Below are 13,397 nucleotides of genomic sequence, written 5' to 3' on the forward strand. Positions count from 1 at the left end.
GTCCTCTCGATTGGTCATGGCGCTGCTCCCTGCTTGATACCAACAGGAAAACAATCGGCCAGAAAAGGGTTAATCGGGAGGTCAAATTAAACTGGTGTTTTGAAGACTTATTACATCGGTGATGACAAATACTTCAGATTCATTTATATTTATCCATAGAGACCCGACTAAATGCTCTATAAAAGTTCCTGTAATCAGGTCATACAAACGGTCTTTGTCAGCAATTAGTTTGCTTAAATACCTTATCAAGCGTCCCTCTTCTTTATATTTAATATTTAGCGATTAATAAAATCCACCCAATAGTTTTAGGTGATTGAACCATACCCGAGATAAAGCCGGAAAATTTCTATCTGGACAGACTCTGCTCTTTTTACGCAGGACTAAGACAGCACACTAAGCGACTGAAAACCTGTATGAGTATTCTTCCCTGCACACCGATTTCTATTCCTTTTTGGGCTGCTGAACACCGAAAATTCGTTGTTTCTGCCCGAGCATTACTTCAGAAATTTTCTACAGACTGTCTTGTCATGCAATGTGTCGATCAGCAGCGAGGGTACTATATATTGTGTGTCGACCATTTATATACACAAGATAATGCGCTGTTGGGAGAAATTCAAGCCGATTAAGCTGGGGGGATGTTGTGGAAAAGCGGTGGTTTCATTCTGGTGTTAGTGTCTGCTAACGGCAAGTTAACTTTTTCAGACAAAAAGTAAAGTTTGCAATATACATCTGAGATTTTTTCAAAAATAAAAAAATATTCTGAATATTATTTCTAAATCTCGGGAATTTTTGTTTTCTTAAGCTTTGGGAGGATGATAAAGCATCGGTAGCGTAGTATCTTTTTTCCATACAAAATTGGATTGAAAATAGCATGGGCTTCCGAGTATTGTGCTGGTTCTTATATCTAAAGTCGGTCAGGCGAATGCCTGACCGTAGTCGTATCATCCAGAAATAACTTCAGCAGTCACACGACGGTTCTGCTGACGGCCTTCAACAGTATCGTTGTTGGCGACAGGCTCACTCTCACCCATACCAACCGCATCGATACGCTCTGCGTCAATACCGTGTTTCTCGATCAGTTGTTGACGGATAATGTCCGCACGACGAACAGACAGTTGCTCGTTATAAGCCGCTTTGCCACGTGCATCGGTATGACCTTCAATACGGATGCGAGCTTCTGGGTAACGCTGCAGGAACTCACCCATCTTGGCAATCTGATCAACGCCTTCCTGGTTAATGACTTCGGAATCGAATTCAAAGTTAACCAGCAGGTCAATGGCCTTCATTGGCTCACAGCCGGTCTGGTCAACGGTAATGCCTTCTGCTGTATTTGGGCACAGATCGTCCTTGTCCAGAACGCCGTCCATATCAGCATCCAGAACCGGTGCTGGCTCAACCTTTGCAACAACTTCTTCCTGAACAGGCTCAACCACTGCAACGGGCTCTGCCGCTTTGGCCACACTGCCAAAGGTCCAGGTCAGGGCAACGTTCGCCATGGCTTCTGTCTGAGCGTAATCCAGAGTACGAACGGCACGCACATCACCACGGATGGAGAGGTTTGGAGTAAAGGCTTTTCTCAAACCAAAACCGGCATTCATGCGAGTGTCGTCGTGTTCTCCATCGACTTTGAGATCAGTTTCCAGTTCAGAAATACCGGCAACAACGTAAGGGGTCAGAGAACCATTCCATGGGGTCAGGTCATAGAATGCGTCCAGACGGAATTCTTTCAGGTCAGCATCTCCACTTGTTTTCTGGTCTGTGGAGTACTGAGAGTAGATACCTTCAACACTGAAACGGTCATTCAGGCGGTAGCCAATACCGACTTCTGGTGCCAGTTTGTTGTCCAGATCGCGGACGCTGTCCAGATCGTTGTAAGCAGCACCAATGGTGAATGTCAGCCCTTTATCCACTACCTGTGATGCCATTTCACCGGCAATAACAGAACTGCTGACGGTTGCACCAATTGCGATGGCAATCAGTGAGCGTGCGAAACCTTGCACTTTCATGATGTCTTCTCTGCGTGTGTTTTGTGTTGTGTTTGTGCCTTTAGAGCGCATGCGCCAAAGGGCGGAGGAGATTACGTGATTTTTACGCCAGAATGAATACTGTGTATTTATGTATTTGTACTTATGTTCTGGTTTTTTGCTGAGAAATGTTACCTGTGCACTTGATTGAGTGTCAAGGTTGTGTATAGCGACTGTATAAAGGGGGGGGACGTGGATATTAACATCACTACTGATAATGATTATTTAAGAAAACTGTCATCGAATCATCCGTCGTTTTACTCCATGAGGTTTTAAGCAATGGAGCCTGCGTTCCGGTGATCACAGACCGGTAACTGTTACTTCGATAATCCATGATGTCCTGGTGTTTATGATACTCCCACTCCATAAATAGTCTGTTAATGGCTTCCGTATCCAGTTCTGGATAGTCCGTCTGATTGATCAGCTCTCTTACATAGTCACCTTGAAACCAGATCTTATCTTCATCGGTTTTCAGGGTGCTTTCCCGCTCTTGCCATTTGGCACTGTGTTTTGACATATCAGTGGCAGAAGGAAGTTTGATTCGTTGGATAATAATGTCCCTTGCCCACCAGGCCTGAGCATCGAACAGCGTGAAGGTGTAAAACTGGTCCTGCATGCCCAGATACATAACGCGGGGATTATTTTCCAGTGCAATGCCCTGATAGAGACCTGGAGTCCACAGGCGGTTAGTGGTCACAAGACGAATATCATCCTGCATAAATGGGAAGTGGTGAAGGTAGCCAGTGCACAGAATAATGGTATCAATGGCTTTCGTGGAACCATCGCAGAAGTGCACTGTCTTATCTTCCATTTTGTTGAGTAGTGGTTTGGTTTCCCAGTTACCGGGCCAGTGAAAACTCATCGGTTGTGTGCGATAGCTGGCGGTGATGGATTTTGCCCCGAACTTCAAGCATTGAGAGCCGATATCTTCCGCTGAATAACTGCTGCCAATAATAAGTACCGCTTGATCTTTAAACTCCCGGGCATCACGAAAGTCGTGGGCATGCAAAACTCTGCCCGTAAAGGTTTCGATACCCTCAAACTCAGGAACATTAGGAGTTGAGAAGTGACCGGTGGCAACAATGATGTAATCGAATAGTTCGCGCTTCTGACAGTCATTCACCAGATCATGAACTATGACAGAAAATACTTTCTGCTCTTGGTGGTATTCGATCCAGCGGGCTGCATGACGAAAGTGAATCCAGTTATGAATCCCGGATTTTTCGGCTCGCCCGTAGATATAGTCAGCTAATACTTCCCTAGGTGGGTAACTGGGTATGGGTTTGCCAAAGTGTTCTTCAAAAGAATAGTCCGCAAACTCCAGACACTCTTTGGGTCCGTTGGACCAGAGGTGGCGATACATTGAGCTGTGAATGGGCTCACCATATTCATCAAGCCCGGTTCGCCAGGTAAAGTTCCAAAGCCCACCCCATGTATCCTGCTTTTCAAAACAGACAATCTCCGGAATATCGGCTCCTTTATTTTGTGCCGATTTAAAGGCGTGTAACACCGAAATGCCTGATGGACCTGCACCAATTACGGCCACTCGAGTCATGGCTGATTTCTCCTCATTGCTCGATAAGTCTAGATGTAGAAATCGGTTTCCTCCGAGTCAAAAGTAGTGATGCTGTAATGACCTGAAATCAGCGGTAATTTTCCCTATATAAAGGGGGATTGGGCTGCTGTAGTTTGAGCAATATGATTCCAATTTTACCCTCAGAGATAACAACAGAAATGGCAGGCTACACCGGAATAAAATTGATTGCTGTCGATATGGATGGCACGTTTCTGACTGATAACAAAACGTATAATCGTGAGCGTTTTCTGGAACAGTTCAAGGCCCTCAAGGCTCGGGGTATTCGATTCGTTGTTGCCAGTGGCAACCAGTATTACAAGCTGAGATCCTATTTTGAGGATATTGATGCTGGCGATATTGCCTACGTTGCAGAAAATGGCGGCTATGTTCACGATGGTCAGCAGGAGCTGTTTGTCGCGGATATTGCGGCCGAAACTCTGGACCGTGTCTACCCGTTTCTGGAAAGCCTGAAAGCCGTAACTGCTATTATCTGTGGCCGGAACAGCGCCTATGTTTTAAACACTGCTGATCCTGCAGAAGTAGCCAATGCCCGCAATCACTACCAGCGTCTTGAGCTGATTCAGAGCTATCAGGATATAAACGATACTGTTCTAAAAATCGCCATCAAAATGTCTCCAGCCATACACGATACTGTGTTGGAAGCGGCCAGAGAGAAGCTGGGTGACGTGCTGGTGTCGGTTACCAGTGGCCACGAGTGGATTGATCTGATCATCCCCGGTGTCCATAAGGCCCATGGAATTCATCTGTTGCAGGAACAGTGGGACATTACCGATGATGAAGTGGCGGCCTTTGGTGACAGCGGCAATGATATGGAGATGCTGCAAAAAGCAGGCTTCAGCTTTGCCATGAACAATGCCAGTGACAGCATCCGGCAGATTGCCCGTTTTTCAGCGCCCGCCAATAATGATGAAGGTGTTCTGGAAACCATTGACCATATTTTGAGCGGTGCTCTGGACAGGCTAAGCTCCAATACCCTGTTTGACGGAGTGGCCTGATGAATGAAAAGCACATGGGTGAACTGGTTTTAATTCAGGAACAGATTGCCGCTGGCGCTGAAAACGTCGCAGCCCAGCTGAATGATCAGTTTGCTGGTGATGAGGTTGTGATTATCAGTGTCGTTCCCGGCGGTATATTGTTTACCGCCGACCTGGTCAGAAAGCTGACATTTGACCTGTCCATGGATTATATCTCCTGTCCGCATACTCCGGGCGATAGAAACAATACGTCTGAGATTGTTTACCATCAGAACATCAGCGTGAAAGGTAAACACGTGGTACTGGTGGACGATGCGATTGAGTCTGGTGGTACCATGAAACGCATTGTCGAATACATAGCTTCCAGTTTTGAGGTTCTGTCTGTTTCAATTGCTATCCTTCTGGTGAAGCCTGGGCGTGTTGATATACCGGTAAAGCAGTATTTTGCTTATGAAATGGGAAATGATGACTTGCTGGTGGGTTATGGTCTGCCATGGCAGGACAGGTATCGGAATATTCCTTTCATTTCAAAGCTGCATAGGCCCTAACCATCAGGTATTCTCTATTGGTTGCTGAGTTGATCACGGTATGTGTTCAGGAAAAAATCCTTAAACAACACGCATCCCTGATCCATCTGCTTCAGTTCAGGGTAGTAAAGGTTCAGCATCCAGTGGGCGGTCTGATGATTCGGTAGAAGCTTTACCAGCTGACCACTGCGAACACTGCTTTCAACTACATAGCGTGGTAAATAGGCGATACCCATTCCCATTTTGGCGGCATCAAACAGCAGGTTGGTGTCGCTGACTTCAAGATTATCTGAAATATTAATCAAACGAACCTGACCATCCTCTTTAAAAGCCCACTGCCGTGAATGAGTTAAGGAGTCTGCGTACAGACAGGTATGCTCCTGAAGTTGTTCTGGAAGGTGTATAGGCTGGCGGGTTTTCAGATAGCTTGTCGAAGCGACCAGTACAAAGGGCTCGGTCAGTAAATTTCTTTTAACCAGAGGCAGCGTGCGATTTTCCTGGGGCTGGTATGACGTTTCGGCATTAATGATCAGGTCATAACGGTAGTACTGGCTCAATCCATAGGGGTTGATATCCAGTGAGAAACGAACTTTGCGATATCGACGGTTAAAGGCATTAATCACGGGCAGCAGTACACTCTGCGCAAAGATCGGCGTACAGCAGATGCGCACAAGCCCCTGGGGCTCATCAACAAAGCTGCCCATTTCCATAATCAGCGAATGAATGTTATCGCTGATGGGCCCGAATTTTTCAAACAGGCATTGTCCAGCCGAGGTCAGGGTAAATGATGCACCACGTCGACAGTAAAGCTTGACGCCCAGTTGCTGCTCCAAATCACTGAGCCATCGAGAGCCAGTGGATATTGAGAGGTTTACTTCCTCAGCTGCAGCGGTAATAGAGCCGGTTCGCACCATTCGCACAAAAAAATCCATTTTGCCACTGAGGTTTGGATCGCTGCTTTCTAAGAGGCTGTGGGGTTTTGTTCCTGTCGCCATGGATCATCCTGCTTATCGAGGTGATCAATTGTAGCGGGGCTCTCCAGTAAAAAAGCTAATCCAGATCATGTTTGATGTATTTATAGACTGGTGGTAGAGAGGCTCAACTGTCAGGTTTATGACGCAAAAGCTGTATTCGTTGTGAACACGATACTATTTACCAATAGTCTGACAGTCATAACTTGAGGATCTTGAGGATCTTGAGGATCTATTTTTCCATTTTGCTAACGTTATTCTTAATAACCAGAGTAAAGGATTACTGGAATGAACGGTATCGGACCAAATGATCAGTCAAATCATCAGCAAATAAAAAAGCCACCTACTCCTCCACCCAAGCCTCCTAAAAGACCTAAATTTGGTGATCATAACAGGTCTGCTGAAAAATCAGATGAAAATATTGCACCACAGACAGCACAGGGTGTTAGGACACCAAATGATAACTTTGGGGATCAAAAATCGGTCACGGTATTGGAGCACCAGGATTCCAGTGAATCCGGCATTGCTTTGGATGGATCGTTTGATGAAAGCTCTGATTCAATGTCAGAAAAAGAAAATATGTCGCCTGATATTAAAGGCAAGGTTGGTGGCCAGCTGTTTCGCGCAGAATTGGAGGGCAGGCTTCAGAAAACAGGGCAGGGTGGGCATGGAGATAGAGCTCCAAAAGCTGAGCATGAAGGCAGTGGAATTCAACGTAGAGCTGGTAAAAAGTGGCGAGGTGATAAGAAAGAATTAAAAGGTAAAGAACCTGATGGAAAAATTCCTGTTTCTCCAGAAAAAAGTCCAGCTGAAGTACAGCAGGAAAAAATTCGCCAAATGCAATTGATGTTATCCGAATGTTTAAAATCAATTGATAAACTGGAGTGTGACAAGAATCGCTATGGCATGCTTCCTCAATTAAAGAAAGACGCGCTTGAAGCATATAAGGAACTACTTTGGTCTAAGTCAACAATCCCTCCAAAGAGAATTGGCCCTTTTGCACAGCAATTCATGACAGAAGTTAAAGAGCACCTAGAAGAAGTTGATAAGCTGGTCAAATATCCAGAGTGTATGAGTAATGCCATGAAATTAGTTAAAGAGAAGAAGCCAGATTTAAATAAGGCTTCTTCTCTTTTTGATCAACTTGACTTGGAAGGCATGAGAAAGATTTCTGAGCATACTAAGAGTGGGAATAAGGATTTGATCCTGGTTGTGAATAGCAAGCTATTTAAACTCCAGCTTATAGAGTTTTCAGGTGAAGAAGGCTTATTCAGGACAGTTGGTAGCACTCAAGGTGTAAAAGCGTTAAAAGAAAACATGAGCAAAAAGCTTCTCACAAAAGTAAAGACTGCCAAAACGGCATCGATGGAGAGTGTTCCAGTGCTGCATCCGGCTCAAGCTCAGGCACTTGCCAGTTACGCAAAAGATCAATTAAGGAGTACATACTGTATACAAGGCAGTTCAAAAGAAAGTTATAAAGAAGTGTTCGATCGACTGAAAACAGAAAAAGACCGGATCGTATTTATAGACTTGCTTGATGCAGTGCATTATTTCTGCAGTCACCTTCCTCAATATTCTCAGGAAACGCTGTCTGTTGAAACTGTCGATGCTGCCCTCGGACCTGCCCTATATGGTTTGTATATACCTGGTGACCTGATGCCAGGTGACATGCCAGGCCAGTTTCAGGAATGTAAGGTACCAACTCCGAAAGGAAGGGTGAACGATTTTTTAGAGCAATGGCCTTTGGCAAAAGTGGAAATGATGGAGAGCCTGAAAACGTAGCGATTAAATCGCTTCTTTTTCATTAAGGTTACTTTTTCGCGCAGTCAGAGGCTTAAATCACCCACAACTACAGACAAGCCGTACCATAACTTCCCACTGAGTAGTGCGGTTTGTTTGTCGTCAATACCCCCCATCACAGACATATCTTCAGATCCGGTTTGCAAATTTGCAAAGTCATGGTTGCAGCTGTGCTGTTCTGCTTTTCCTTAAAATTCGAATAATAGGTTTCAACCAGATTCAGAGGCTCAAAATGTTCACCAAGAAGCCTCTTCAACGGATGAGACTATAACGATGCAACTCAAACCCATTATCAGCCCGGAGCAGGCCGTCGAAAAAATCAAACCCAATGATCGGGTCATGATCGGTGGTTTTATGGCCACAGGGTCACCTCTGAATGTGATTAACCACCTGGTTGATCTGGGTACTGGAGAGTTGAACATTATCTGTACGGATACCGGTTATGCCGATAAAGGAATCGGACAGTTAATCTCCAGCAAGCAGGCAAAAAGTGTCAAAGCCTCACACATTGGTTTGAACCCGGAAACCGGGCGCCAGATGAATACCGGTGAACTGGAGGTTGAACTGATTCCCCAGGGTACTCTGGCAGAACGCATTCGCTGTGGCGGTGCGGGCATGGGTGGCTTTCTGACCAAAACCGGTCTGGGAACCATGGTTGAAGAAGGCAAACAGAAGGTCACTGTAGAAGGTGAGGAGTATCTGCTGGAGATGCCATTAACAGCAGATGTCGCCTTGATCAAAGCCTCCATTGTGGATAAAGCGGGCAACTGCATTTTCAATAAAACCACCAAGAACTTTAACCCGTTGATGGCGACTGCAGCGAAGCTGGTCATTGTAGAGGCAGAGCAAGTGGTTGAAGTGGGTGACGTGGAAGCCGACCGCTTCACGCTGCCAGGCACTTTTGTTGACTTTATCGTAGCGGTTTGAGGAGTGACGGACATGGACAAGCAGGCATTGCGTAACCGTATCGTTAAACGGGTCGCTGAAGAACTCAAACCGGGCAGTCTGGTTAATCTGGGTATTGGTATGCCCACGCTGGTGGCCAATCATGTCAGCGATGAGATGGGCATTCTGTTTCAGTCTGAGAACGGCATGATCGGTATTGGTCGCGATGCCGTGACCGATGACAACCTGGATGTGGATATCACCAATGCGGGTGGTCAGCCGGTCAGCACGGTACCCGAAGTTTCCTATTTCGACAGCAGTCTGTCCTTTGCCATTATCCGTGGTGGTCATGTTGACAGCACGGTGCTGGGCGCATTGGAAGTGGATGCTGAAGGCAATCTGGCGAACTGGATTATTCCCGGAAAAATGGTGCCCGGTATGGGCGGCGCCATGGATCTGGTGACTGGGGCAAAGCAGGTCATTATCGCCATGGAGCATTGCAACAAGAATGGAGAACCTAAAATCCTCCAGCGTTGCAACCTGCCATTGACGGCAAAAGGTCAGGTCAACCTGATTGTTACTGAAATGGCGGTCATCGAGGTGACTGAAAACGGACTATTGTTAACTGAAATCGCTGTGGATACCACCGTAGAGCAGGTCATCAAAGCCACTGGCGCAGAACTGAAAATTGCCAGCGACCTGAAAACATTCGGAGAGATTGAGTAATGCAAGACCGTCCATTAGAAGAAGTGGTGATTGTCAGTGCTGTTCGTACCCCCATTGGAACGTTCAATGGTGCCCTGGCTTCTGTTACGCCCGCTGAGCTGGGCATCTGTGCAGCAAAGGCAGCTCTGGAGAAAGCCGGTGTTAAGGCTGAAGAGGTACAGGAGCTGATTCTGGGTAATGTACTTGGCGCAGGGCAGGGTATGAACATTGCCCGTCAGGTAGCCCTGGGTGTTGGCATGTCCACAGAGAGTACGGCTTATAACGTCAGCAAGGTCTGCGGTTCTGGCCTGAAAGCGGTTGCCCTAGCCGCTCAGGCCATTGCCTGTGGTGATATTGAGGTTGCCCTGGCGGGTGGTTCAGAAAATATGAGTCAGTCGCCTTATGTCCTGCCCAAGGCACGCTGGGGTCAGCGAATGGGACATGGCCAGCTTCTGGATACCATGATCAGTGATGGTTTGACCGATGTCTTCAATGACTACCACATGGGCATTACCGCGGAGAACCTGGCAGAGCGTTATCACATCAGCCGTGAAGCACAGGATGAGTATGCAGCCAGAAGTCAGGAACGTGCGCTGGCAGCTCAGGAAGCCAACCGCTTTGCTGAAGAAATCGTGCCGGTTGAGGTGGTGGATAGAAAGCAGACAGTGGTAGTAGATAAAGACGAAGGTCCGAGAAACACGTCGGTAGAAAAGCTGGCACAACTGCGTCCTGCCTTCAGCAAAGATGGCACAGTAACGGCGGGTAATGCTTCCAGCATTAACGATGGCGCTGCCATGTTGCTGCTGATGTCCCGCAGTAAAGCCGAGTCCCTAGGACTGAAACCTATGGCCGTGATCAAAGCTTCCGCTTCCGCCGGTGTTTCACCGGAAGTGATGGGCTATGGACCTGTGCCTGCCACAAAGAAAGCACTGTCCAGAGCAGGGCTCACGGTGGCGGATATTGATCTGGTTGAGGCGAATGAGGCGTTTGCGGTTCAAGCGCTTTCTGTGGTTGAAGGCCTGGAGCTGGATCCGGAGAAAACCAACGTCAACGGCGGTGCGGTAGCCCTGGGTCATCCGATTGGTGCTTCCGGTGCCCGGATTCTGGTCTCTCTGCTTCATGAAATGCAGAAGCGAGATGTCCGTCATGGCCTTGCCACATTGTGCATTGGTGGTGGTATGGGGATTGCCATGGTGGTGGAACGGGAATAAACCCCCAGAGGCTGCCGCAAAAGGGCTGCGTTTGCCAATACTGCGTTAAAAAAAGGCTCAAAATGCTCATTTACTATTTGTAAACTGCGCTTTTTCACCGTTTTTTGCCTTGTCTTGCCTGCACTCGCTACCTTTTTCGACAGCCCCTTCCATCACTTCCCAAAATAACGGTCCTCTATTTCCAGAATAACCGTTTGAACCACAAAGACCACAGAGCACACAAAGAAAGATCTTTCTTTACCTTTGTGAACGTTGTGCTCTCTGTGGTTCCAATAAAAAACCAACAATTATTTCAATGTCAGATTTTTCAGGAGCCTTTTCATGGTTGCTCTGACACAAGAGTTGAAACAGCAAAACAGTCTGCTTCAGCGTTTTTCCGGGGGATGTGTGGCGCTGGTGCAAAAGTATCTGCCAGATCCATTTATTTTTGCCGCACTGCTGACACTGTTTGTCTTTCTGATGGCTATGCCGATGAGCAGCCAGGGGCCTATGGCCATGGTGAATGCCTGGGCTGGTGGTTTCTGGGGGTTGCTGGAATTTGCCATGCAGATGGCGCTGGTGGTGGTGACCGGTCATGCAATGGCGTCGGCACCGGTTTTCAAGCGAGGTCTTTCTCACATAGCTGGCATGGCAAAAACGCCAACCCAGGCGATTTACCTGGTGAGCTTTATTTCTGCCCTGGCCTGTCTGATTAACTGGGGCTTTGGACTGGTTATCGGCGCACTGTTTGCCCGGGAACTGGCTGCCCGGGTTAAAAACGTCGACTATCGTTTATTGATTGCCTCCGCCTACAGCGGCTTTCTGTTCTGGCACGGTGGACTGTCCGGCTCCGTACCACTCTCAATTGCTACCGATGGTAATCTGGCAAAAGTCACTCAGGGTGCGATAACCGGGATTATCCCAACATCCCAAACCATGTTTTCGTTCTTTAATCTGGCCATTATTGCTCTGCTGTTACTGGTGATTCCTCTGCTGAATCGGGCAATGCACCCTTCTGCGGATCAGGTATTTGTGATTGATCCCGAGTTATTGAAAGAGGATCATTCACCAGAAAAGCCAGTTAATGAAATGACACCGGCTGAACGCATTGAGAACAGTAAAGCACTGTCATTACTGCTCGGTGTAATGGGGTATGCATTTATTATCGGCTACTTCGTTCGCAATGGTTTTGCCCTGAACCTGAATATCGTGAACTTCGTCTTCCTGTTTACGGCCATTATTCTTCATGGTACCCCTCGTCGTTTGCTGGATGCGGTATTTTCCGGAGCCAGAAACACCGCCGGTATTTTGCTGCAGTTCCCTTTCTATGCCGGCATTATGGGCATGATGACGGCTGCGGGTCCTGAAGGAAGTTCCGTTGCCAGTGTGATTTCTGACTGGTTTGTATCCATATCCAATGAAACCACATTCCCGCTGTTTACGTTCCTGAGTGCAGGTATCGTGAATTTCTTTGTGCCTTCCGGTGGTGGTCAGTGGGCCGTTCAGGCTCCCATTATGATGCCAGCGGGTCTTGAACTGGGCGTTGATTCCGCCAAAACTGCCATGGCCATCGCCTGGGGAGATGCATGGACCAACATGATTCAGCCATTCTGGGCTCTGCCTGCCCTGGGTATTGCGGGTTTGGGAGCGAAAGATATTATGGGCTACTGCCTTGTCGTTCTGATCGCTTCCGGGGTGATTATCTGCGCGGGTATGACGTTCTTCTGATCAGTCGCTCGGTATAAAAAAACACCGCCTATCGGCGGTGTTTTACTGTTAAGAAAGCATTTAATGTACGGTTGGCATTACGGTAGTTTTACTGGGGATCGTCATTTCTGCAGCACCTAAAACCAATGTCTGCATGGACGCCAGCATTTTGCTGGCCACTTCATAGTGGTCAGACTCCCAGAGCTGGTCATTCAGAAACTCTCCGGAATAGAAGCCCTGATAGCCGGTGCTCTTGATGGCATCAACCCACTCCTGAAGTGGAATATTACCTTCACCCAGCAGGCATCCCCGCAGCTCTCTTTCATCAACCCAGGGCGAACCTTCTTCTGGACGAAGTCCATCGGAAAGATGGACGTTATAAATCAGTTCAACCGGCAGCTGTGCCATCTCATCAGGGGTTGCGCCACGACAGGCCCAGAAGTGCCACGTGTCCAGAACAAAACCGAAGTTATCGCAGCTGACCGCATCGTGAAGCCGCAGGTAGTCATCCAGCTTGGCAATGGGTGTCCAGGCAGCACCTTCATACTGGAAGCGAATGCCGTACTGCTGACCAATGTCGGCTATTTCACGGATATTACGGGCCGTGATCTGAATATTGTCTTCGACGGACAGACCATTAAGTGCTTCAAAGGCATTTAACTGAATGGTCGGGGCACCGATGGTGCTGGCGAACTGACAGAGGGTTTCAACTTCTTGAAATACCTTTTGCTGTGTAGCGCGATCGCTGGCTTCTACAGAGCCGACAATATCAATGGCTGTTGGCTTGATATGTGCCTTGTCCAGAAGGTGCTTGAGGTGTTCTGCGGTTAAACCGGCATTGATATAGCGCCAGAGTTTTTCCGTGTGAATTTCAAGGCCTTCATATCCGGTTTCTTTTGCCAGGCGAATATCGCTGACAATGTTATTGTGCAGAGAGCACATTCCGTGTAACGCAAAAGGCATAACTAACTTCCGCTAAAAAGGATAATAAGCGTTTTTATAAAATGGGTTTAACGG

At 47.4% G+C, this 13,397-nt stretch carries 11 protein-coding genes; 7 read left to right on the forward strand and 4 right to left on the reverse strand.

Features of this window, described 5'->3' with window-relative positions:
* Positions 1–941: 941 nt before the first annotated feature.
* Together AK963_RS11220 and AK963_RS11225 are read right to left on the reverse strand one after the other, a co-directional pair.
* Entirely contained in the window at positions 942–2,006 is a 1,065-nt protein-coding gene (locus tag AK963_RS11220; protein WP_066015541.1) for an OmpA family protein, read from the reverse strand.
* Between the two features lie 226 nt (positions 2,007–2,232).
* Positions 2,233–3,579, reverse strand: a complete 1,347-nt coding sequence (locus tag AK963_RS11225) for an NAD(P)-binding domain-containing protein (protein WP_066015542.1) — start codon at positions 3,577–3,579, stop codon at positions 2,233–2,235.
* Positions 3,580–3,758: 179 nt separating this feature from the next.
* Between AK963_RS11225 and AK963_RS11230 the strand changes: the two genes are divergently transcribed.
* The gene (locus tag AK963_RS11230) at positions 3,759–4,616 is read left to right on the forward strand and encodes a Cof-type HAD-IIB family hydrolase (RefSeq protein WP_066015563.1); all 858 of its coding nucleotides are present in this window, start codon (positions 3,759–3,761) and stop codon (positions 4,614–4,616) included.
* On the forward strand, positions 4,616–5,143 hold the full coding sequence (locus AK963_RS11235) for a phosphoribosyltransferase (protein WP_066015543.1): 528 nt from the start codon (positions 4,616–4,618) through the stop codon (positions 5,141–5,143). Before AK963_RS11230 ends, AK963_RS11235 begins: the two co-directional genes overlap by 1 nt.
* A gap of 14 nt (positions 5,144–5,157) precedes the next feature.
* On the opposite strand, the gene AK963_RS11240 is transcribed toward AK963_RS11235, so the two are convergent.
* Positions 5,158–6,117: a LysR family transcriptional regulator gene (locus tag AK963_RS11240; protein ID WP_066015544.1), complete on the reverse strand. Its 960-nt coding sequence runs from the start codon at positions 6,115–6,117 to the stop codon at positions 5,158–5,160.
* 264 nt (positions 6,118–6,381) lie between these two features.
* On the opposite strand from AK963_RS11240, the gene AK963_RS11245 reads away from it, so the two are divergent.
* The 5 genes from AK963_RS11245 (at position 6,382) to AK963_RS11265 (ending at position 12,401) form a co-directional block, all read left to right on the forward strand.
* Positions 6,382–7,875, forward strand: coding sequence for a hypothetical protein (locus AK963_RS11245; RefSeq protein WP_066015545.1), 1,494 nt, complete (start codon positions 6,382–6,384; stop codon positions 7,873–7,875).
* Positions 7,876–8,166: 291 nt separating this feature from the next.
* On the forward strand, positions 8,167–8,820 hold the full coding sequence (locus tag AK963_RS11250) for a CoA transferase subunit A (RefSeq protein WP_066015546.1): 654 nt from the start codon (positions 8,167–8,169) through the stop codon (positions 8,818–8,820).
* A gap of 12 nt (positions 8,821–8,832) precedes the next feature.
* On the forward strand, positions 8,833–9,504 hold the full coding sequence (locus tag AK963_RS11255) for a 3-oxoacid CoA-transferase subunit B (protein ID WP_066015547.1): 672 nt from the start codon (positions 8,833–8,835) through the stop codon (positions 9,502–9,504).
* The gene (locus AK963_RS11260) at positions 9,504–10,694 is read left to right on the forward strand and encodes an acetyl-CoA C-acetyltransferase (RefSeq protein WP_066015548.1); all 1,191 of its coding nucleotides are present in this window, start codon (positions 9,504–9,506) and stop codon (positions 10,692–10,694) included. The genes AK963_RS11255 and AK963_RS11260 overlap by 1 nt, the downstream gene beginning before the upstream one ends.
* A gap of 321 nt (positions 10,695–11,015) precedes the next feature.
* A complete protein-coding gene (locus tag AK963_RS11265; protein WP_066015549.1) occupies positions 11,016–12,401 on the forward strand; it encodes a short-chain fatty acid transporter in 1,386 nt (461 codons plus the stop codon).
* Positions 12,402–12,461: 60 nt separating this feature from the next.
* Here the strand turns inward: AK963_RS11265 and AK963_RS11270 are convergent, their stop codons facing one another.
* Entirely contained in the window at positions 12,462–13,343 is an 882-nt protein-coding gene (locus tag AK963_RS11270) for a sugar phosphate isomerase/epimerase family protein (RefSeq protein ID WP_066015550.1), read from the reverse strand.
* Positions 13,344–13,397: the final 54 nt, after the last annotated feature.

The organism is Endozoicomonas atrinae (assembly GCF_001647025.1).
GTDB classification, from domain to species: Bacteria; Pseudomonadota; Gammaproteobacteria; order Pseudomonadales; family Endozoicomonadaceae; genus Endozoicomonas; species Endozoicomonas atrinae.